We start from the raw sequence: 20,357 nt of genomic DNA, 5'->3' as shown, positions 1-20,357 counted from the left end.
TCTGCACTAGCCTTTGCTAAGGCACAGTCTAGGGAACACCGAGGGCAAGCGCCAGCTTTCAACCCTTCCTACCTGATCGCTACATGGCTACTTCCACCTGGCCCGGGGCCATCACTTGCGCCTTGATAACCCGTTGTGAATTAAGGTTTTTTACCCGGATCTGCTCGCGCATGCCGCCGTTGGACAGGGCCTCGCCCGGCATCCGCACGGCGAGGGTGCCGCTGCGGGCGGTAATGACCACCTGGTCGCCCTTGCGGATCACTTCAGCCTGTTCCAGATGCACCAGGGTGATGACCTGGTCGGCGACCATTGGTCGGACAAGTTTCTGCCCGATGGCCTGGTCGACGGAAGTCAGGAAGCCCTGGGTAATCTGGCTGACATCGCGCTCGCGCAGTACCACGTCCTGGGGTTCGACGATTCCGGCCCGCTTGAGCGGACGGGTGGTGGTGACAATTTCCCGGAACAGGCGCACTTGAGCCGGCACGAACACGGTCCAGGGCGCGGCGCTGTCACAACGGACCTTGACCGTGACACGGCCCAGGGGCGTGGCCGGGCTCTCCAGCGAGGCAGTCAATTCCTTGTCGCACATCGGCATGCGCAGGCGTGGGTCGAGCTGGTTGACTTCGATTTCGTAGCGACCTTCGGTTTGACTGGTTGCCAGGTAGTCTTCTACGGTGAATTCAAGAAAGCCCTGAGTGACGCCGATAAGGAGATCAGGCAAGGTGACCGGGACGTCGGCACGGGCAACACTCCCCGCAGCCAGCAGGCAGGTAGCCAGCAACGCACCGAGCCAATGGCGGCAGTGGGTGGTCAGGCGTCGAGAAAATGTCGTTTGTGCGTTCATGCCGGTTCAATAGCAAGCCCCGTGCCGTTTAGTGATGAATGCGCGTCGGACACATTAGCGTTAGGCTCGTTACGAAAAGTCTTGAGACGAAGGTCAGGCAAGGCGAAAACAGCCGAGGAAGCGCAGTGTACTGGAGTACATGAGCATTCCGAGGCTGTTTTCAACGCAGCATGAACGAGTCTCAAGGCTTTTCGTACAGAGCCGTTAGGTAGGAGTCAGGGCATGGCGGGAGTAATGGATTCGGTAAACCAGCGCACTCAGCTGGTCGGTCAGAATCGCCTGGAGCTGTTGCTGTTCCGTCTCGACGGCCAGCAAATGTACGGGATCAACGTATTCAAGGTCCGTGAGGTGCTGCAATGCCCTAAGCTGACCCTGATGCCCAAGTCCAGCCCCGTCGTGTGCGGTGTGGCGAATATCCGGGGAGCGACCATTCCGATTCTCGATCTGGCGATGGCCACCGGTTCCGGTGGGTTGCTGGACCAGAGCAATCCGTTTGTGATCATCACCGAGTACAACACCAAGACCCAGGGTTTCCTGGTGCGCTCGGTGGAACGTATCGTCAACATGAACTGGGAAGAGATCCATCCACCACCCAAGGGCACCGGTCGCGACCACTACCTGACGGCAGTGACGCGGGTCGACAATCAGTTGGTGGAAATCATCGACGTGGAGAAAATCCTCGCCGAAGTGGCGCCCACCCCGGAAACGATTTCCGTGGGTGTGGTGGATGCTGAAACCCAGCACAAGGCGGTGTCGATGCGGGTGCTGACCGTCGATGATTCTTCGGTGGCACGCAAGCAGGTGACCCGTTGCCTGCAAACGGTCGGCGTCGACGTGGTGGCGTTGAACGATGGACGGCAGGCACTGGACTACCTGCGCAATCTGGTCGACGAGGGCAAGAAGCCGGAAGAGGAGTTCCTGATGATGATCTCCGACATCGAAATGCCGGAGATGGACGGCTACACGCTGACGTCGGAGATCCGCAACGACCCGCGTATGCAGAAGTTGCACATCATCTTGCACACTTCGTTGTCCGGGGTCTTCAACCAGGCGATGGTCAAGAAGGTCGGGGCCGATGATTTCCTGGCGAAGTTTCGCCCCGATGACCTGGCATCCCGGGTCGTCGATCGGATCAAGGCAGCAGAATAAAAGGTCGGGCGCGTTGTGCGCCCGGCACGTCAACACCATGAAAGAGGCGGTATCTTGTCTACGGGTAATTTGGATTTCGAACAGTTCCGGGTCTTCCTGGAAAAAGCCTGTGGCATCTTGCTGGGTGAGAACAAGCAGTACCTGGTGTCGAGCCGTCTCAACAAATTGATGGAGCAGCAGGGCCTCAAGACGTTGGGCGAACTGGTACAGCGTATCCAGACCCAGCCGCGCAGCGGCTTGCGCGAGATGGTGGTGGATGCGATGACCACCAACGAGACCCTGTGGTTTCGCGACACCTATCCCTTCGAGGTGTTGAAGAACAAGGTGCTGCCGGCGGCCATCAAGGCCAGCCCGGGCCAGCGCCTGCGGATCTGGTCGGCGGCCTGCTCGTCGGGCCAGGAGCCTTATTCGATCTCGATGTCCATCGATGAGTTCGAGCGGACCAACATCGGCCAGTTGAAAGGCGGTGTGCAGATCGTCGCCACCGATCTGTCCGGAACCATGCTCAATAACTGCAAGACCGGCGAGTACGACAGCCTGGCCATTGGCCGCGGCCTGTCGCCGGACCGCCTGCAGCGCTATTTCGATGCCAAGGGTCCGGGTAAGTGGGTGGTCAAGGCGCCGATCAAGAGTCGCGTGGAGTTTCGCTCCTTCAACCTGCTGGACAGCTATGCCAGCCTGGGCAAGTTCGACGTCGTGTTCTGCCGCAACGTATTGATCTATTTCTCCGCCGAAGTGAAGAAAGACATCCTGATGCGTATCCACGGCACCTTGAAACCGGGCGGCTACCTGTTCCTGGGCGCTTCCGAGGCGTTGAACGGTTTGCCGGATCATTACCAGATGATCCAGTGCAGCCCTGGGATCATTTACCAGGCGAAGTGATTGGCTTGAGTTGTCAAAAAACGGGAGTCCCTGGGGGCTCCCGTTTTTTTTGGCCTGCCACTATCTTCCCACCCGCCACTGCTCCCACCCATGGAGAGCCTCCCCTTGCAGAAGCGGCAGAAAAGCGGCGCCCGGCGGAAATCCGTTGCCGCTTTTCTGGCATTGCCACCTTGCCAATGCCCGCAAAGCCCCGGTTTATGGGCTTATGAAAAGTGGCACGCGGCTTGCTAAAGCCTGCCTACGTACATTCTGGTCACCCAAAGGTTTCCGCCATGAGCATCAGCTTCGATAAAGCGCTCGGTATCCATGAAAAGGCCCTGAGCTTCCGCGCCCAACGTGCCGAAGTCCTGGCCAACAACATCGCTAACGCCGACACCCCGAACTACAAGGCTCGGGACCTGGATTTCTCCAAGGTGCTCGCCGAGCAGAACGAGAAAGCCCAGAACGGCACCTTTGCCCTGAACATGACCAACAGCCGTCATATCGAAGCCGAAGGCCTGGGTAACGGCGACGAATCGCTGATGTATCGCACGCCGATGCAACCGTCGATCGACCAGAACACCGTGGACGCTCAACTGGAACAATCCAACTACGCGGAAAACTCCGTGAACTTCCAGGCCAGCTTCACCCTGCTCAACAGCAAATTCAAAGGGCTGGTGTCGGCCCTGCGCGGAGAGTAATCCATGTCGATCGCGAGCGTATTCAACATCGCCGGCAGTGCCATGAGTGCCCAGACCACTCGCCTGAACACCGTCGCCAGTAACATCGCCAACGCCGAGACCGTTTCGTCGAGCATCGACCAGACCTACCGCGCCCGTCACCCGGTGTTCGCTACCATGTTCCAGGGCGGTCAGTCCGGCGGCAGCGACTCGTTGTTCCAGGAGCAAGGCGCTGCGGGGCAGGGCGTGCAGGTGCTGGGCGTGGTCGAAGACCAGAGCAACCTCGAAGCGCGTTATGAGCCGAACCATCCGGCTGCCGACGCCAAGGGCTATGTCTACTACCCGAACGTCAACGTCGTCGAGGAAATGGCCGACATGATTTCCGCCAGTCGTTCCTTCCAGACCAACGCCGAAATGATGAACACCGCCAAAACCATGATGCAGAAGGTCCTGACCCTGGGTCAGTGATAAGGGGCGAATCACATGAGCGTTACTAACAGCACCGGTGGTTTGAGCCTCAACGAGATCCTGGCCAACTCCTCGGTCAAGACCACCACCAGCGCCAGCGATGGCCTGAGCTCGGCCACCAGCGCGGCGACTGGCAACAAGGAACTGGGCAAGGATGCGTTCCTGCAACTGCTGGTCACCCAGCTGAAGAACCAGGACCCGCTGTCGCCACAGGACAACGGTGAGTTCGTCGCCCAGCTTGCGCAATTCAGCAGCCTGGAAGGCATCACCACGCTCAACGAGACCGTGAGCGGCCTGGCCAGCAACTACAACTCGTCCCAGGCGCTGCAGGCTTCCTCGCTGGTCGGGCGCTCGGTCATCGCACCCGGCAACAAGGCGGTGGTCGACACTTCCAAGAGCCTCAATGGCACGGTGGTGGTACCGGCATCGGTGTCCTCCGTCTCGCTCAAGATCGCGGACAAGGACGGCAAGACCGTCCGCACCATCGACCTGGGTAGCCAGGGCGCCGGCAATGCCGCCTTCATCTGGGATGGCAAGAACGATGCGGGCACCACGGTGGAGTCGGGCACGTATACCTTCACGGCCACGACGACCATCGATAATCAGGCCACCTCGCTGATCACCAACCTGCCGGCCACCGTCAGCAGCGTGACGATCAGCCAGACGGGCGGAGAGTTGATGCTCAACCTCGCCGGGCTGGGCAGCATTGCCCTGTCCAAAGTACAAACTATTGGTATGTAGAGCCGACTAACCCGGCAAAAGGAGTGACACATGTCTTTCAACATCGGCCTTAGCGGTCTCTACGCAGCCAACAAGCAGTTGGACGTGACCGGCAACAACATTGCCAACGTGGCGACCACCGGCTTCAAGTCGTCCCGTGCGGAATTCGAAGACGTCTACTCGGCCACCCGGTTGGGCTCGGGCAGCAAGACTGTCGGTAACGGCGTACGGTTGTCCAACGTTTCCCAGCAGTTCGGCCAGGGTGACATCAACAACACCGGCAACGTGCTGGACATGGGTATCCAGGGCCAGGGCTTCTTTGTCCTGAGCAACGACGGCTCGCTGAGCTATACCCGCGCCGGTACCTTCAAGACCGATAAAGATGGCTACGTCACCAACAGTGACGGCAGTGCTCGTCTGCAGGGTTATGGAGTAGACAGCAGCGGCAAGATCGTCAACGGTGTGTTGACCGACCTGCGGATCGACACGTCCAACCTTTCGCCCAAGGCGACCTCGACGGTCACTTCGACGATCAACCTGAACTCGACGGCGGCCGTGATCGACCAGACGACTTTCCCGTTCAACCCGAGCGACGTCTCGACATTCACCAAGTCGTTCAGTACTTCTATCTACGATACCCAGGGCAACGCGCACACCATGGACCAGTACATGGTCAAGACCGGGGCCAATACCTGGAAGACGTACACCCTGGTCGACGGGCGCAACCCCGATGGCTCTGTATTTTCCGAGGCGAGTCAACCCGCAGCGACCATGACTTTTGACTCCGCTGGCAAGCTGACGGGGATTACCGTGCCAGCTGCCAGCCCGTTCACGGTCAGTGGCACGACCGTTACCATGAAGGGGACCGGGGCCGGCGCATGGGTGCCTGGCACTGTCACCAATGGCGTGTGGACGGCTAACGGCGCGGCTGCGAACTCCACGGGTATTGCGATCAACCTGACCAGTACAACCCAGTACAACGCCGACACGGCCCGTTCGCTGCCGACTCAGGATGGCTACGCCACCGGCCAGATCACCAACCTGACCATCGATGACACGGGTACTTTGTTCGCCAACTTCAGCAACAGCCAGAACAAGGCCATTGGTCAGATCGCCCTGGCGAGTTTCACCAACGAACAAGGTTTGCAGCCCGTGGGCGGTTCCAGCTGGAAGGAAACCTTCGCGTCGGGTATTCCCGGCTACGATACGCCAACCACTGGCACCTTGGGTTCGGTGGTCTCCAATTCCCTGGAAGAGTCCAACGTCAACCTGACCAACGAACTGGTTGAGCTGATCAAGGCCCAGAGCAACTACCAGGCGAACGCCAAGACCATCTCCACCCAGAGCACCATCATGCAGACCATCATCCAGATGACCTGATGCCGATGGTTGCTTGAACTCTGTGCAAAAAGCCCCTCGAGAGAGGGGCTTTTTCATGGGCGTGTTTTTGTGGTGTCAGTTGCGGCCTCATCGCGGGCAAGCCTTGCTCCCACTGGGTCTGGGGATGGTCATGGATCCTGCTCTCGTTCCCAATTCTCTGTGGGAACAAGGCTTGCCCGCGATGAGGCCAGCACAGGCGCCAACTTTCTCCAGGCAAAAGAAAAACCCCCGATAAACCAGCGGTCTATCGGGGGCTTCTTCAGCAAGCGCTTTTACGCGCCTGCCTGCTCAGCTTATTGGCAAGCTTCGCAATCCGGCTCGTCGATCGCGCAGGCCTTCGGCACTGGCGCAGGTCCTGTCGGAGCAGCCAGGACCGAGTCGTCACCGTGGTTGCCGCCAGCGGAAACCGCGTTCAGCTTGCCGGTGTTGATGGTCGACTTCTCGGTGCTGGTGGCGGCCAGGGCACGGAGGTAGTAGGTGGTTTTCAGGCCACGGTACCAGGCCATGCGGTAGGTCACGTCCAGCTTCTTGCCCGACGCACCGGCGATGTACAGGTTCAGCGACTGAGCCTGGTCGATCCACTTCTGGCGGCGGCTGGCGGCGTCGACGATCCAACGGGTGTCCACTTCGAACGCAGTCGCGTAGAGCTCTTTCAGTTCTTGCGGGATACGCTCGATCTGTTGCACCGAACCGTCGTAGTACTTCAGGTCGTTGATCATGACCGAGTCCCACAGGCCGCGGGCCTTGAGGTCGCGGACCAGGTACGGGTTGATCACGGTGAATTCGCCCGACAGGTTCGATTTCACGTACAGGTTCTGGTAGGTCGGTTCGATCGACTGCGACACGCCGGTGATGTTGGCGATGGTGGCGGTCGGTGCGATGGCCATGATGTTGGAGTTACGGATGCCTTTCTGCACACGGGCGCGAACCGGTGCCCAGTCCAGGGATTCGTTCAGGTCGACGTCGATGTACTTCTCGCCACGGGACGCGATCAGGATCTGTTGCGAGTCCAGCGGCAGGATGCCCTTGGACCACAGCGAGCCCTGGAACGTCTCGTACGAACCGCGCTCGTCGGCCAGGTCGCAGGAAGCCTGGATCGCGTAGTAGCTGACCGCTTCCATGGACTTGTCGGCGAACTCCACCGCGGCGTCGGAGCCGTACGGGATGTGCTGCAGGTACAAGGCGTCCTGGAAACCCATGATGCCCAGGCCGACCGGACGGTGCTTGAAGTTGGAGTTCTTCGCTTGCGGCACGGAGTAGTAGTTGATGTCGATCACGTTGTCGAGCATGCGCACGGCGGTGTTCACGGTGCGTTGCAGCTTGGCGGTGTCCAGCTTGCCATTGACGATGTGATTCGGCAGGTTGACCGAGCCCAGGTTGCAGACCGCGATCTCGTCCTTGTTGGTGTTCAGGGTGATCTCGGTGCACAGGTTCGAGCTGTGGACCACGCCCACGTGCTGCTGCGGGCTGCGCAGGTTGCACGGGTCCTTGAAGGTCAGCCATGGGTGGCCGGTCTCGAACAGCATCGACAGCATCTTGCGCCACAGGTCTTTGGCCTGGACGACTTTGAACAGCTTGATCTTGTTGTACTCGGTCAGGGCTTCGTAGTACTCGTAGCGCTCTTCGAAGGCCTTGCCGGTCAGGTCGTGCAGGTCCGGCACTTCGGACGGCGAGAACAGGGTCCACTTGCCGTCGTCGAAGACACGCTTCATGAACAGGTCGGGGATCCAGTTGGCGGTGTTCATGTCGTGGGTACGACGACGGTCATCACCGGTGTTCTTGCGCAGCTCGATGAATTCCTCGATGTCCATGTGCCAGGTTTCCAGGTAGGCACAGACCGCGCCCTTGCGCTTGCCGCCCTGGTTGACCGCCACGGCGGTGTCGTTGACCACTTTGAGGAACGGCACGACGCCCTGGGATTTGCCGTTGGTGCCCTTGATGTACGAACCCAGTGCGCGAACCGGCGTCCAGTCGTTGCCCAGGCCGCCAGCGAATTTCGACAGCATGGCGTTGTCGTGGATCGCGCCGTAGATGCCCGACAGGTCGTCCGGCACGGTGGTCAGGTAGCAGCTCGACAGCTGTGGACGCAGGGTACCGGCGTTGAACAGGGTCGGGGTCGAGGCCATGTAGTCGAAGGACGACAATAGGTTGTAGAACTCGATGGCGCGCTCTTCTTTGTTCTTCTCTTCGATCGCCAGGCCCATGGCCACGCGCATGAAGAAAATCTGCGGCAGTTCGAAGCGGATACCGTCCTTGTGGATGAAGTAGCGGTCGTACAGGGTTTGCAGGCCCAGGTAGGTGAACTGCTGGTCACGCTCGTGGTTGATGGCCTTGCCGAGTTTTTCCAGGTCGAAAGTGGCCAGGACCGGGTTCAGCAATTCGAATTCGATACCCTTGGCGACGTAGGCCGGCAGGGCCTTGGCGTACAGGTCGGCCATCTCGTGGTGGGTCGCGCTCTCGGCGACTTCCAAAAAGCCCAGGGCTTCGGCACGCAGGGTGTCCATCAGCAGGCGGGCGGTCACGAAAGAGTAGTTCGGTTCGCGCTCCACCAAGGTGCGGGCGGTCATTACCAGGGCGGTGTTGACGTCCTTGAGGGCGACGCCGTCATAGAGGTTCTTCAGGGTTTCGCGCTGGATCAGCTCGCCATCGACCTCTTCCAGGCTTTCGCAGGCTTCGGTGACGATGGTGTTCAGGCGACCCATGTCCAAGGGAGCCAGGCTGCCGTCGGCACGGGTGATGCGGATCGAAGGGTGAGCCTGGACCGGTGCGTCGGCGGGGGCGCGGGTGGCACGCTCCTTGGCGCGGGAGTCACGGTAGATCACGTAGTCGCGGGCCACTTTCTGCTCGCCGGCACGCATCAGGGCCAGTTCGACCTGGTCCTGGATTTCTTCGATGTGGATGGTGCCGCCCGAAGGCATGCGGCGCTTGAAGGTCGCGGTGACCTGTTCGGTCAGGCGGGCCACGGTGTCGTGGATTCGCGACGAAGCGGCTGCGGTGCCGCCTTCAACTGCGAGGAACGCTTTGGTGATGGCGACGGTGATCTTGTCATCGGTGTAAGGAACGACAGTGCCGTTACGCTTGATCACGCGCAGTTGGCCCGGGGCGGTGGCGGACAGATCCGGGGTCGAATCAGCGGCCAGCGGCACGGTGCCCTGCGGGTTCTCGCGAGTTGTGTCGGTGTGCATGGGTGTCTCCACGTTCTCTATGTTTGTTTGGGCACCTTCACGGTGCCCACCGTTCCGTCCTGAAGCACTACAACCGACTGGCGCCGGGTATAACAACTTCGGGACAGTAGGAAGCAGCCGTTCAGGGCCGCTTCCATCCGAAGTTCTCAGGTTGCGAGCGGCGCTCGAAACCGGGTTGCCAGGGTGGCAGCAATCGACTGCAACACCCGTACCGTTTCGGTCGTTTTCGACCTTGAAACAGTTGCCATCCGCAGGGGCGGTCTGGGCTTGGGGGAAATGCGATGTTTCAGCAGGACAGAAGCAAGAAAAGCGCTTGAATTCTCTGTCCGACTTGTGTTTGGTTTTTGGCAAAAAACCCTACATGTAGGGTTTTTTGCGCGACGGGCTACAAGATAATGCGTTTTGGGGGATGAATGCAACGTACTACCTGTGGATAAGCCTGTGCGTAATTTGTGTGCGAAATAGGGAACTGCGCTGTAGGCCGCGACCTTGCTGAATCGCGCCTTTTTTCGACTTTTTCGACGAGTCGAAAACAGCCCGGTGGTTTTTGCGGGCGCGGACATTACCACAGAAATCTCCTCCCGACCGTATGCATTTGTCCGCTTGTTTTCTGTGCGGGCCACGTTTATACAATCGGCGCGTGCAGGGGGTGTTTATCCTCCTTCAACATGACAAAAAGACCGGTGAAGTCATCGAATATCTGAAGTGAACACCTCTGTGGCTGGCCACAGGGTTTTGTGTCGATCCTTCCTTTTATATTCACAGCAAGACGAGGCCCTGAGTGGAACAAGAAGCCTGGCAGGTATTGATCGTCGAAGATGACCAGCGTCTGGCCGAGCTGACCCGTGAATACCTCGAAAGCAACGGCTTGCGTGTTGCCATCGAGGGCAATGGGGCCGTGGCGGCGGCGCGGATCATTGCCGAGCGGCCGGACCTGGTGATCCTCGATTTGATGTTGCCCGGCGAAGATGGCCTGAGCATTTGCCGCAAGGTGCGTGAGCAGTATGAGGGGCCGATCCTGATGCTCACCGCGCGTACTGATGACACCGACCAGATCCAGGGCCTGGACCTGGGGGCCGACGACTACGTCTGCAAGCCAGTGCGTCCGCGCTTGCTGTTGGCGCGCATCAAGGCCCTGTTGCGGCGCAGCGAACCGGAGCCGTTCGTACCGCACAGGCCACGGCGCCTGCAATTCGGTCCGTTGCTGGTCGACGATGCCTTGCGCGAGGCTTGGTTGCAGGGCAACGGCATCGAGTTGACCAGCGCCGAATTCGACCTGCTCTGGCTGCTGGTGTCCAATGCCGGGCGCATCCTGTCCCGGGAAGAGATCTTCACCGCCCTGCGCGGCATCGGTTATGACGGCCAGGACCGCTCCATCGACGTACGCATCTCGCGTATCCGCCCCAAGATCGGTGATGACCCGGAGCACCCACGGCTGATCAAGACCATCCGCAGCAAAGGCTACCTGTTCGTCCCCGAAGCTTGCGTAGACCTGGCGCCGTGAATTCGATCTTCCTGCGTATCTATGGCGGCATGTGCGCGGCGCTGGTGCTGGTGGCGGTCCTCGGCGTACTGGCCCTGCACCAGCTCAACCAGACGCGCAGCGAGCAGTACCGCGAGCGACTGGCCCACGGCACGTTCTCGTTGATGGCCGACAACCTGCGTCCGATGAGCGAGACCGAGCGGCAGCGGGCGCTGTTGCTCTGGGGGCGCCTGCTGGGCATTCCCCTGTCGTTGCAGAGCTTCGCCCAGACCCACCTCGACCTTGGCCAGCGCACCCGGGTGCTGCGCGGCCAGGCGCTGGTCGAGCAGACCGGGCCCCATGCGGCGAAGGTCTATCGGCTGGTCAGCGATGGCGAACAATTGATGTTGGTGGGCGAGGTCCAGCAAATCAGCGAGCAACTGGCCCGGGCGACTATTTACCTGCTGGCCGACGAACTGGTGCGCTACCCGGTCGACGAACAGCCCGAACGGCTGGCGCAACTCAAGCAGGAGAAAGGCTTTGGTTTCGACTTGCGCCTGACGGGCGTCGCGCAGGTGGACATGGACGAAGACCAGCGTCGACGCGTATCCGAGGGCGATACGGTAATGGCATTGGGCAAGGACGGTGACTCGATCCGGGTGTTCGCCGGCATGGTCGGCACGCCGTGGGTGCTGGAGATCGGGCCGCTGTACCAGATGAATCCGTATCCACCCGAATGGCTGGTGCTCATCGCGGCCTTGGGCTTGAGCCTCATCGGGTTGATCGTCTACCTGTTGGTGCGCCAGTTGGAGCGGCGCTTGCGTGGCCTGGAGGCCGCCGCCACCCAGATCGCCCAAGGCAGCCTGGACACCCGCGTGCCGGCCGGCGGCGCCGACTCGGTCGGGCGCCTGGCCGCCGCGTTCAATGGCATGGCCGAGCATTTGCAGCAACTGTTGGCGATCCAGCGTGAATTGGTACGGGCGGTGTCCCACGAATTGCGCACCCCGGTGGCGCGCCTGCGCTTCGGCCTGGAAATGCTCGGCAGCGCCAGCACCGACCAGGCCCGGGAAAAATACCTGGCGGGCATGGACCACGACATCGAGGACCTGGACCGGTTGGTGGACGAAATGCTGACCTACGCACGCTTGGAGCAGGGTTCGCCGGCCCTGAATTTCCAGCGGGTGGACCTGGATGCGCTGGTCAAGCAGGTGATCGAGGAATTGGGACCGTTACGGCCGGGGGTGACGGTCGAGCGCGGACTTTACCTGTCGGCGGCCGACGGTGACGGCACATGGGTCGAGGCCGAGCCGCGGTTTTTGCATCGCGCCCTGCAGAACCTGGTGAGCAATGCCATGCGCCACGCCAGGTCGCAGGTGACGGTCAGTTACCAAGTCGGTCAGTTACGCTGTCGGGTGGATGTGGAGGATGACGGCCCCGGTGTGCCGGAGGCGGCGTGGGAGCGGGTCTTCAAGCCCTTCCTGCGCCTGGATGATAGCCGCGCCCGGGCCTCGGGCGGCCATGGGCTGGGGCTGTCGATCGTACGCCGGATCATCCACTGGCATGACGGCCGGGCGTTGATCGACAAGAGCAAAAGCCTCGGCGGGGCGTGTTTCAGCTTGAGCTGGCCGAGGCATCAGGACAGGTCTTGATCCCCACCAGACTCAACAACTGCCCATCCTTCACCCCGAACTGCGCCTCTAATTCACGGCCATGGCACCATTCGGCCGACAGGTCCGTCAGCAAACGCAGCCGCACGTCCCCGCCATGGGACCATTCCAGCACCTCGGCGTGTTCGAAATAAAAGCGCTGCCCGACAATCGGGTACAACGCCTTGAACAGGCTTTCCTTCACCGAAAAGGTCAGGGTCACCAGCAGCGCCCGGTCATCTGGCGCGGTAGTGGCCATGCGCAGCAGCTCGGGCGGTGTGAGGATTTCACTGGCCAGGCGTTCGGCGCGCTCGGGGGCGAGCAGGGTTTCCACGTCCATGCCCAGCCCTTGCCAGTGCTGTTTTCGGGCGACGATGGCGGCGGCCCGGCCAGTGCCGTGGGTGATCGAGCCACTGACATGGGCCGGCCACACCGGGGCGCGGTCTTCGCCAATGGTCGGCACGCTGGCCCATCCATCAAGCCGCTGCAAAGCGGCCCGGGCACAGATCCGCCCGGCCAGGAACTCGGCCTGACGCTTGGCCACCGAACGCTGGATGCTCGCCGGCGGTTCGATGGCGCTGGTGTGGAAATCATCACTGGCCAGCAGTAACGGATCGAAGCGGGTGCTCAGTAACACCGTGCCGGGCAGGGTCTCGGACAACAGCCAGTGTTCATCCAGGGGCGAGCAGCAGGCGGGTAGGGGGGGGAGTGTATTCATGCCGGGCATTTTGCCGGGTTGGCTGGAGGCTGGGTAGTGGTGTGGCGGTTGTGGGGAGAGGATAAATCTCCTCCCCACAATGGACCCGTTCCATACAGGCTATGCGTCAGCCAAAGATCTTTTTGAAGAACTTCTGCATATCCGCCCACGATTTCTCATCGGCTTGCTTGTTATAGCCAATGTCCGGCCCACCATGCTCACCGTGACTCAGGCGGTCGGCGTCGGGGTTGCTGAAGCCGTGCTTGGCGCCTTCGAGGCTGACGAATTTATAGTCGGCACCGGCCTTGTCCATCTCACCCTTGAAAGCGCTGACGTTGTCCGGGGTGACCATGCTGTCCAGGGCGCCGTGCTCGACCAGCACCTTGGCCTTGACGCTACCCGGTGTGGCTGGGGTGTTGGTCACCAGGGCGCCGTGGAAGCTCACCACGCCGGCCAGGGGCACACCCTGGCGCGCGGCATCGAGCACCACCTTGCCGCCGAAGCAGTAACCGATGGCGGCGAGTTTGTCCGGATCGGTCTGGGGTTGTTTCTTCAAGAGGTCCAGTCCGGCCTGGAAGCGGGCACTGGCGGCCGCGCCGTCCTTGAGCGCTGCCTGCATGAAGGCCATCGCATCGTTAGGGTGCTCGGTGTTCTTGCCGTCGCCGTACATGTCGATGGCCAGGGCGCTGTAGCCCAGGCCCGCGAGGTCACGGGCGCGGCGCTTGGCGTAGTCGTTCAGGCCCCACCATTCATGTACCACCACCACGCCCGGGCGCGGGCCTTTCACCGCGTCGTCATAGGCGTAATAGCCCATCAGCCGGGTGCCGTCCGCGCTGGTGTAGGGGATCTCCTGAGTCTGGATGGCGGCGTGGCTCACACCGCTCAAGGCCAGAAGTACAACAGCAAGCAACCTGCGCATGACCAATCTCCTTATAAAAATGGTCCGCACAGATTAGCCGATTCATTCAGCGCCGGTTCAGAGAACGTTCAAGGGGTGTTCAGGGACCGCTGGTTAAGGTGACTGCGACTTCACGAACCTCCCACGCTTCATAGGAGCTTGACCATGACCCAGATGAAAAAACTGCTGCTGGCCTTCACCGTGCTGGGCGCCAGCGCCCTGGCCCACGCCGATGACAATTTCGCCAGCCTGACCCTCGGCCAGACCAGCGACAAGGTGAAGAAATCCAACGCCTTGGACAGCGCCCTGAATAACCCGAACGCCGATGGCGTCATCGGCAAGGACACCACGTATGGCCTGCGACTGGGCAAGCAAAACGACCAGGGCCGTTACTACGCCACCTACGACAACGTCTCGGGCACCCACAACGGCATCAAGCTGCGCCAGGAAAACCTGCTGGGCAGCTACGATCTGTTCTATCCCGTCACCGGCAGCACCAAGCTGTTCGGTGGTGGCACGGCGGGCCTGACCAAGCTGACCCAGGATTCTCCCGGCTTCAGTCGCGACAGCGACATCGGCTACGCCGTCGGCTTGCAGGGCGGCGTACTGCAACAAATTTCGCAGAACACCTCGGTGGAACTGGGTTACCGTTACCTGCGCAGCAACGCCAGCACCGAGATGAGCCCGCACGGCGGTGCCAAGGTCGGCTCGCTGGACCTGACCAGCAGCGCCCAGACGTACTTGTCCGCCAACTACACGTTCTAAGCGGCCACGGGTGAGCGCGTATCCCGCCGGGTCGGCCCACATCGATCCGGCGCCTTTGCTTGGGATGCGCCGCGCCGGATTATCTGATTTGCCTGGGGAGAGGCCTAATGAAATTACTGGTCGTCGAAGACGAAGCACTGCTGCGGCATCACCTGCAAACCCGTCTTACCGACAGTGGCCATGTGGTGCAGGCAGTGGCCAATGCCGAAGAGGCCTTGTACCAGATCCGCGAGTTCAACCATGACCTGGCGGTGATCGACCTGGGTCTGCCGGGTATCAGCGGGTTGGAGCTGATCCGCCGGCTGCGTTCCCAGGACAAGACTTTCCCGATCCTGATCCTCACCGCCCGCGGGAATTGGCAGGACAAGGTCGAAGGCCTGGCCGCCGGGGCCGATGACTATGTGGTCAAGCCGTTCCAGTTCGAAGAGCTGGAAGCCCGGCTCAATGCCTTGTTGCGTCGCTCCAGTGGTTTCACCCAGTCGACGATCGTGGCCGGGCCCCTGTCGCTGGACCTCAACCGCAAGCAAGCGTCCCTCGACGAGCAACCGTTGGCGTTGACCGCCTACGAATACCGGATCCTGGAATACCTGATGCGTCATCACCAGCAGGTGGTGGCCAAGGACCGCCTGATGGAACAGCTTTACCCTGATGACGGCGAGCGCGATCCGAATGTCATCGAGGTATTGGTCGGGCGCCTGCGCCGCAAGCTGGAAGCCCCGGCCGGCTTCCGGCCGATCGACACGGTGCGGGGCCTGGGCTATCTGTTCAATGAGCGCTGCCAGTGATTCGTTCGCTACGGCTGCGGTTGATGCTGGCCGCCATGACCCTGGCGGCGCTGTTCTTGCTGGCGCTGTTGCCGGCCATGCAAGGCGCGTTCAGCCTGGCATTGCAGGAGTCCATCGAGCAACGCCTGGCCTCGGACGTCACCACGCTGATTTCTGCCGCCCGGGTGGAAAACAACCGCTTGAAGATGCCGGCGCAGTTGCCCGATGAACGCTTCAACCTCGCCGACGCGCGTTTGCTGGGCTACATCTATGACCGTGAGGGGCGGTTGGTCTGGCGATCGAAGGCCACCCAGGAAGAAAGCATCAACTACATGCCCCGCTATGATGGCCAGGGCAATCAGTTCGCGCGCATCCGTGAGAACGACGGCCAGGAGTTCTTCGTCTATGACGTCGAGGTGAAGCTGCTGGGCGGCCAGAGCGCCGCGTTCAGCATCGTCACCTTGCAGCCGGTGCGCGACTACGAGTCGACTCTGCAGGGGTTGCGGGAAAAACTCTACCTGGGCTTTGGTGCTGCGCTGGTGGTGTTGCTGGCCCTGCTGTGGATCGGCTTGACCTGGGGCCTGCGGGCTTTGCGACGCCTGAGCCAGGAGCTGGACGAAATCGAAAGCGGCGCCCGGGAAAGTCTCAGTGGCGAGCATCCCCGGGAACTGTTGCGCCTGACCGGCTCGCTCAACCGTTTGCTATACAGCGAACGGGAGCAGCGCAGCCGCTATCGCGACTCCCTCGACGACCTGGCCCACAGCCTGAAGACCCCATTGGCGGTGTTGCAGGGCGTGAGCGAGGACTTGGCCCGACGGCCCCAGGAGCGTGGGCAGGCGTGGGTCCTGCAAGCCCAGATCGAGCGCATGAGCCAGCAGATCGGCTACCAGTTGCAACGCGCCAGCCTGCGCAAGAGCGGACTGGTGCGCCATCAGGTGCGCTTGCGCCCGGTGCTGCAAAGCCTGTGCGACACCCTCGACAAGGTCTATCGCGACAAACGGGTCAACGTTCATTTCGATTTACCGGAGCATTGCCAGGTACCGATCGAGCAAGGCGCCTTGCTGGAGATGCTCGGTAACCTGTTGGAAAACGCCTATCGGCTGTGCCTGGGGGAGGTGCGCATCAGCGTCCACCAGACCCTGGCCGGAATGGAGTTGTGCGTCGAAGACGATGGGCCAGGCGTGCCGCCAGACCAACGCGCGCGGATTCTGCAGCGTGGCGAGCGGCTGGACCGCCAGCACCCGGGCCAGGGCATCGGCCTGGCGGTGGTCAAGGACATCATCGACAGCTACGACGCCAGGTTGACCCTGGGGGATTCGGAGCTGGGCGGGGCGGCGTTCCGGATACTTTTTCCGGTGGTTTGACGGAATATTTCGGCAGGCACACCTTGGATGGACCCTCTCAGTTCCCCTGCTCCCGATAAGCCCCCGGTGTCAGCCCCGTCCACTTCTTGAACGCCCGGTGAAACGCCGAAGGTTCCGAAAAACCCAACTGTTCGGCGATCTGCTGCAACGACAGGTCCGCGCGGCTCAGATGATAAATGGCGATATCCCGCCGCAACTGATCCTTGAGTTCCTGGAAGTGGGTGCCTTCCTCGCGCAAGTGCCGGCGCAACGTCTGTGGGCTGACGTGCAAATGGGCCGCGACGCTTTCCAGGTCGGACCAGCGGGCCGTCTCGCGGCTGAGCAGGTGGCGCAACTGGCTGCTCAGGCTGTGGCCATCGTCGGGGCGCGACAGCAGGTCGGCGGGCGAGCGTTCGAGGAAGTGCTTGAGGGTCCGTTCATCTTGCAGCAGCGGCATGTCCAGGTAGCGGCTGTGGAACGACAGGCTGCTGCGAGGTGCCTCGAACACCTGTGGGCAGGGGAACAGCAAGTCGTACTCGGCCCCATGGGCGGGCCTGGGGTAGCCGAAGGTCGCCTGTTCCAGGGCGATGCGCCGGCCGATCAGCCAACTGGCGAGGCGATGCCAGGTCACCAGCAGGCTTTCGCTCAGGAAATGCTCGGGGTCCCGCAGCGTGGATTCGTCCAGCACCAGCCGCACGGTCTCGTCTTCGGTCTCCAGTGTCAGGCGCGGGGCTCCGGGAAACAGGCCGTAAAACAGCAAGCCGCGTTGAAGGGCCTTGTCCAGGGTCTGACAGTGAATCAACGTGTGGCACATCATGGCAAACGTCCCGGGTTTACTCACGGCCCGGCCGAATCCCAGGTATTCGTCCCCCAATGCCTGCCACAGCGCCTGCAACAGGCGGGCGAATTGCTCTGGCGCGATCCGTGCGCGCGGCTCATCCAGGAGCTCGGGGCTGATGCCCAGCTGTTGCAGCAAGGGGAAATAGTCGAAGCCCTGCCGACGCGCTCCACCCAGGGCTGCGCGGGCGAAGTGGCTGGCGATCGTGCGTTGGCGCATGACAAGAAATCCGTCCGTTAAGCGGAGGATGGTAGCAGGGGAGGGACGTCGGACAAGGCGGATATCCGCCAAATTCCGGGACGCAGAACGGCCTATGGGCGGAAATCCGCCACCGTATAAGGGCGTTTAACACGCTGTGGAATTCATTAACCCGTCTGCTATACCGAATGTAGGGCGTTTCGTAAAAATGGCATGCGCGTTGCAATACGTTATGTAGGTCTGCAGCGTGCAGCCGACAAAAACAAATCCCTCCAGTCAGGAGGGTTCGCAAAAATTGAGGTGCCGCGGACGACAGGTGGAAGTCGTCAAGCGGGACTCTTGAGGAAGGTTTGCCATGACGACTCGTCAGCCCCTGTACAAATCCTTGTATTTCCAGGTGATCGTAGCCATTGCCATCGGCATTTTGCTCGGCCACTTCTATCCGCAGACCGGTGTGGCCCTCAAGCCGTTCGGTGACGGCTTCATCAAACTGATCAAAATGGTCATCGCCCCGATCATCTTCTGTACGGTGGTCAGCGGTATCGGTGGCATGCAGAACATGAAGTCGGTCGGCAAGACCGGTGGTTACGCGCTGCTGTATTTTGAAATCGTTTCCACCATCGCCCTGTTGATTGGCCTGGTCGTGGTCAACGTCGTGCAACCGGGTAACGGCATGCACATCGACGTGGCGACCCTGGACGCCAGCAAGATCGCCGGTTTCGTCTCGGCCGGTAAAGACCAGAGCGTCATCGCCTTCATCCTCAACGTGATTCCCGCCACCATCGTCGGCGCGTTCGCCAACGGCGACATCCTGCAAGTGCTGATGTTCTCGGTACTCTTCGGTTTCGCCCTGCATCGCCTGGGTGCCTACGGCAAGCCGGTGCTGGACTTCATCGATCGTTTCGCCCACGTGATGTTCATCATCATCAACATGATCATGAAGCTGGCCCCCCTCGGTGCGTTCGGTGCCATGGCGTTCACCATCGGCGCCTACGGTGTCGGTTCGCTGGTGCAACTGGGCCAGCTGATGATCTGCTTCTACATCACTTGCGTCGTGTTCGTGCTGGTGGTGCTGGGCGCCATTTGCCGCGCCCACGGTTTCAGCGTGCTCAAGCTGGTGCGCTACATCCGTGAAGAACTGTTGATCGTGCTGGGTACTTCCTCGTCCGAATCGGCCCTGCCACGCATGCTGGTCAAGATGGAGCGCCTGGGTGCCAAGAAGTCGGTCGTCGGCCTGGTTATCCCGACTGGCTACTCGTTCAACCTCGACGGTACCTCGATCTACCTGACCATGGCTGCGGTGTTCATCGCCCAGGCCACCGACACCCCAATGGACCTGACTCACCAGATCACCCTGTTGCTGGTGCTGCTGCTGTCGTCCAAAGGTGCTGCTGGTGTGACCGGTAGCGGCTTCATCGTACTGGCAGCGACCCTGTCGGCGGTGGGCACCCTGCCAGTGGCAGGCCTGGCCCTGATCCTGGGCATCGACCGCTTCATGTCCGAAGCTCGCGCCCTGACCAACCTGGTGGGTAACGCGGTTGCCACCATCGTGGTTGCCAAGTGGGTCAAGGAACTGAACGAAGACCAACTGCACACCGAACTGGCTTCCGGTGGTCGCGGCATCTCCGATGTCCGTGAAGATGACGAACAGATCGCGGCGGCGCAGATTGCAGCGGCTGAGTCTGCTGCGCCAGGCACCATGAAGTAATCTTCAGGTTGCAATGAAAAAACCCGCTTCGGCGGGTTTTTTCATGGATTTTGTCAAAGGGCTGTCACTGCTGCTGTGGCGAGGGCGCTGCAGTGGGAGCAAGGCTTGCCCGCGATGAAGGCGATGCGGTGTCCGAGGCTGGCACAGGCACCGCAAGCGCTCATTCCACCCGCGTCTCCCCGCTGAACACCAGGGTCTGCCGACAACTGCGGCACAAATACCGTCGGCCTTGGCGCACCAGGCGGTGGCGCTGGGCGGAGAAGGGGAAGTCGCTGCCGTCGCACGGGCATTTATAGATGTAGCGGGTCACGCTGCGGCGTTTGATTTCGTAGGTGTGGCAGCGGTTGGGCGGCAGTTCGTACACCCCGCGCATGATCAATTGCCACTCTTCGCCATGGGGCTGGATGCGCTCGCCAAACAGTTGATGGGCGATCAGGTGCGCGACTTCGTGGGCGACGGTCTGTTTGAGGAAGTCTTCGGCATTTTCCCGGTACAACTGGGGATTGAAGCGCAGCAGGTTTTCATGCAGGTGCGCGACACCGGCCTTCTGGCCGCGCAATTTCAGGCTGACCACAGGGCGTTTGAAAGGACGTTTGAAAAAGGATTCGGCTTGTTGATAGCACTCTTCGACGCGGGTATTGAGGGGTTCGAGCATGCTTTACGGGTCTCCAGAAACGCGAGTATGCCGCAAGCGTGGGCCGTTGCGAACGTCCGGGCGCCCAGTGGCAGACAAGAAGGCCGCCTTGCGGCG

Annotated in this window: 18 protein-coding genes; 12 read left to right on the top strand and 6 right to left on the bottom strand. The window is 61.2% G+C overall.

Annotated features, from left to right (window positions below; genetic code table 11):
• Positions 1 to 79: 79 nt before the first annotated feature.
• Positions 80 to 844: a flagellar basal body P-ring formation chaperone FlgA gene (gene flgA / locus N4Q37_RS19670; protein ID WP_260961220.1), complete on the bottom strand. Its 765-nt coding sequence runs from the start codon at positions 842 to 844 to the stop codon at positions 80 to 82.
• Positions 845 to 1,066: 222 nt separating this feature from the next.
• Here flgA and N4Q37_RS19665 point away from each other — a divergent pair, with 222 nt between their 5' ends.
• From N4Q37_RS19665 to flgE, 6 genes are all read left to right on the top strand, one after another.
• The gene (locus N4Q37_RS19665) at positions 1,067 to 1,993 is read left to right on the top strand and encodes a chemotaxis protein CheV (RefSeq protein ID WP_260961219.1); all 927 of its coding nucleotides are present in this window, start codon (positions 1,067 to 1,069) and stop codon (positions 1,991 to 1,993) included.
• 54 nt (positions 1,994 to 2,047) lie between these two features.
• Positions 2,048 to 2,875: a protein-glutamate O-methyltransferase CheR gene (cheR, locus tag N4Q37_RS19660; RefSeq protein ID WP_260961218.1), complete on the top strand. Its 828-nt coding sequence runs from the start codon at positions 2,048 to 2,050 to the stop codon at positions 2,873 to 2,875.
• A gap of 272 nt (positions 2,876 to 3,147) precedes the next feature.
• On the top strand, positions 3,148 to 3,555 hold the full coding sequence (gene flgB / locus N4Q37_RS19655; RefSeq protein ID WP_260961217.1) for a flagellar basal body rod protein FlgB: 408 nt from the start codon (positions 3,148 to 3,150) through the stop codon (positions 3,553 to 3,555).
• 3 nt (positions 3,556 to 3,558) lie between these two features.
• Positions 3,559 to 4,002, top strand: a complete 444-nt coding sequence (flgC, locus tag N4Q37_RS19650) for a flagellar basal body rod protein FlgC (protein WP_212799358.1) — start codon at positions 3,559 to 3,561, stop codon at positions 4,000 to 4,002.
• 15 nt (positions 4,003 to 4,017) lie between these two features.
• Positions 4,018 to 4,743, top strand: a complete 726-nt coding sequence (gene flgD / locus N4Q37_RS19645) for a flagellar hook assembly protein FlgD (RefSeq protein WP_260961215.1) — start codon at positions 4,018 to 4,020, stop codon at positions 4,741 to 4,743.
• 30 nt (positions 4,744 to 4,773) lie between these two features.
• Positions 4,774 to 6,102: a flagellar hook protein FlgE gene (flgE, locus tag N4Q37_RS19640; protein WP_260961214.1), complete on the top strand. Its 1,329-nt coding sequence runs from the start codon at positions 4,774 to 4,776 to the stop codon at positions 6,100 to 6,102.
• Between the two features lie 293 nt (positions 6,103 to 6,395).
• On the opposite strand, the gene N4Q37_RS19635 is transcribed toward flgE, so the two are convergent.
• The gene (locus N4Q37_RS19635) at positions 6,396 to 9,287 is read right to left on the bottom strand and encodes a ribonucleoside-diphosphate reductase subunit alpha (protein ID WP_260961213.1); all 2,892 of its coding nucleotides are present in this window, start codon (positions 9,285 to 9,287) and stop codon (positions 6,396 to 6,398) included.
• A 781-nt stretch (positions 9,288 to 10,068) separates the two neighbouring features.
• Here N4Q37_RS19635 and N4Q37_RS19630 point away from each other — a divergent pair.
• Positions 10,069 to 10,791 carry a response regulator gene (locus N4Q37_RS19630; protein WP_260961212.1) on the top strand — a complete coding sequence of 241 codons (723 nt, stop codon included), beginning with the start codon at positions 10,069 to 10,071 and terminating at the stop codon, positions 10,789 to 10,791.
• On the top strand, positions 10,788 to 12,398 hold the full coding sequence (locus N4Q37_RS19625) for an ATP-binding protein (protein ID WP_260961211.1): 1,611 nt from the start codon (positions 10,788 to 10,790) through the stop codon (positions 12,396 to 12,398). The genes N4Q37_RS19630 and N4Q37_RS19625 overlap by 4 nt, the downstream gene beginning before the upstream one ends.
• Here N4Q37_RS19625 and N4Q37_RS19620 read toward each other — a convergent pair.
• Both N4Q37_RS19620 and N4Q37_RS19615 read right to left on the bottom strand, forming a co-directional pair.
• Positions 12,361 to 13,113, bottom strand: a complete 753-nt coding sequence (locus N4Q37_RS19620; RefSeq protein ID WP_260961210.1) for a 4'-phosphopantetheinyl transferase family protein — start codon at positions 13,111 to 13,113, stop codon at positions 12,361 to 12,363. The genes N4Q37_RS19625 and N4Q37_RS19620 overlap by 38 nt on opposite strands.
• A 106-nt stretch (positions 13,114 to 13,219) precedes the next feature.
• Positions 13,220 to 14,011 (bottom strand): dienelactone hydrolase family protein, encoded by a 792-nt coding sequence (locus N4Q37_RS19615; protein ID WP_260961209.1) that lies wholly within the window; start codon positions 14,009 to 14,011, stop codon positions 13,220 to 13,222.
• Positions 14,012 to 14,155: 144 nt separating this feature from the next.
• On the opposite strand from N4Q37_RS19615, the gene N4Q37_RS19610 reads away from it, so the two are divergent.
• The 3 genes from N4Q37_RS19610 to N4Q37_RS19600 all read left to right on the top strand — a co-directional run bounded on the left by N4Q37_RS19610 (position 14,156) and on the right by N4Q37_RS19600 (position 16,883).
• The gene (locus N4Q37_RS19610) at positions 14,156 to 14,755 is read left to right on the top strand and encodes a porin family protein (RefSeq protein ID WP_260961208.1); all 600 of its coding nucleotides are present in this window, start codon (positions 14,156 to 14,158) and stop codon (positions 14,753 to 14,755) included.
• 107 nt (positions 14,756 to 14,862) lie between these two features.
• Positions 14,863 to 15,540 carry a response regulator gene (locus tag N4Q37_RS19605; protein WP_260961207.1) on the top strand — a complete coding sequence of 226 codons (678 nt, stop codon included), beginning with the start codon at positions 14,863 to 14,865 and terminating at the stop codon, positions 15,538 to 15,540.
• Positions 15,537 to 16,883: an ATP-binding protein gene (locus N4Q37_RS19600; RefSeq protein ID WP_260961205.1), complete on the top strand. Its 1,347-nt coding sequence runs from the start codon at positions 15,537 to 15,539 to the stop codon at positions 16,881 to 16,883. Before N4Q37_RS19605 ends, N4Q37_RS19600 begins: the two co-directional genes overlap by 4 nt.
• Positions 16,884 to 16,920: 37 nt before the next feature.
• Here the strand turns inward: N4Q37_RS19600 and N4Q37_RS19595 are convergent, their stop codons facing one another.
• Positions 16,921 to 17,919 (bottom strand): AraC family transcriptional regulator, encoded by a 999-nt coding sequence (locus N4Q37_RS19595; protein WP_260961204.1) that lies wholly within the window; start codon positions 17,917 to 17,919, stop codon positions 16,921 to 16,923.
• Positions 17,920 to 18,253: 334 nt separating this feature from the next.
• Between N4Q37_RS19595 and N4Q37_RS19590 the strand changes: the two genes are divergently transcribed.
• Positions 18,254 to 19,606, top strand: a complete 1,353-nt coding sequence (locus tag N4Q37_RS19590) for a dicarboxylate/amino acid:cation symporter (protein ID WP_260961203.1) — start codon at positions 18,254 to 18,256, stop codon at positions 19,604 to 19,606.
• A gap of 160 nt (positions 19,607 to 19,766) precedes the next feature.
• On the opposite strand, the gene N4Q37_RS19585 is transcribed toward N4Q37_RS19590, so the two are convergent.
• The gene (locus N4Q37_RS19585) at positions 19,767 to 20,261 is read right to left on the bottom strand and encodes a SprT family zinc-dependent metalloprotease (RefSeq protein ID WP_260961202.1); all 495 of its coding nucleotides are present in this window, start codon (positions 20,259 to 20,261) and stop codon (positions 19,767 to 19,769) included.
• Positions 20,262 to 20,357 lie beyond the last annotated feature (96 nt).

It is taken from the genome of Pseudomonas citri, from assembly GCF_025336485.1.
Lineage (GTDB): Bacteria > Pseudomonadota > Gammaproteobacteria > Pseudomonadales > Pseudomonadaceae > Aquipseudomonas > Aquipseudomonas citri.
This window is presented reverse-complemented; position numbering and strand designations above follow the sequence as displayed.

Excerpts from the sequence above, each read along its gene's own strand:
- N4Q37_RS19590 (WP_260961203.1), top strand. The coding sequence starts at position 18,254 with ATGACGACTCGTCAGCCCCTGTACAAATCCTTGTATTTCCAGGTGATC.
- N4Q37_RS19620 (WP_260961210.1), bottom strand. The coding sequence starts at position 13,113 with ATGAATACACTCCCCCCCCTACCCGCCTGCTGCTCGCCCCTGGATGAA.
- N4Q37_RS19585 (WP_260961202.1), bottom strand. The coding sequence starts at position 20,261 with ATGCTCGAACCCCTCAATACCCGCGTCGAAGAGTGCTATCAACAAGCC.
- flgD (WP_260961215.1), top strand. The coding sequence starts at position 4,018 with ATGAGCGTTACTAACAGCACCGGTGGTTTGAGCCTCAACGAGATCCTG.
- N4Q37_RS19635 (WP_260961213.1), bottom strand. The coding sequence starts at position 9,287 with ATGCACACCGACACAACTCGCGAGAACCCGCAGGGCACCGTGCCGCTG.
- N4Q37_RS19610 (WP_260961208.1), top strand. The coding sequence starts at position 14,156 with ATGACCCAGATGAAAAAACTGCTGCTGGCCTTCACCGTGCTGGGCGCC.
- N4Q37_RS19665 (WP_260961219.1), top strand. The coding sequence starts at position 1,067 with ATGGCGGGAGTAATGGATTCGGTAAACCAGCGCACTCAGCTGGTCGGT.
- flgA (WP_260961220.1), bottom strand. The coding sequence starts at position 844 with ATGAACGCACAAACGACATTTTCTCGACGCCTGACCACCCACTGCCGC.
- N4Q37_RS19605 (WP_260961207.1), top strand. The coding sequence starts at position 14,863 with ATGAAATTACTGGTCGTCGAAGACGAAGCACTGCTGCGGCATCACCTG.
- flgE (WP_260961214.1), top strand. The coding sequence starts at position 4,774 with ATGTCTTTCAACATCGGCCTTAGCGGTCTCTACGCAGCCAACAAGCAG.
- N4Q37_RS19595 (WP_260961204.1), bottom strand. The coding sequence starts at position 17,919 with ATGCGCCAACGCACGATCGCCAGCCACTTCGCCCGCGCAGCCCTGGGT.
- flgC (WP_212799358.1), top strand. The coding sequence starts at position 3,559 with ATGTCGATCGCGAGCGTATTCAACATCGCCGGCAGTGCCATGAGTGCC.
- N4Q37_RS19615 (WP_260961209.1), bottom strand. The coding sequence starts at position 14,011 with ATGCGCAGGTTGCTTGCTGTTGTACTTCTGGCCTTGAGCGGTGTGAGC.
- flgB (WP_260961217.1), top strand. The coding sequence starts at position 3,148 with ATGAGCATCAGCTTCGATAAAGCGCTCGGTATCCATGAAAAGGCCCTG.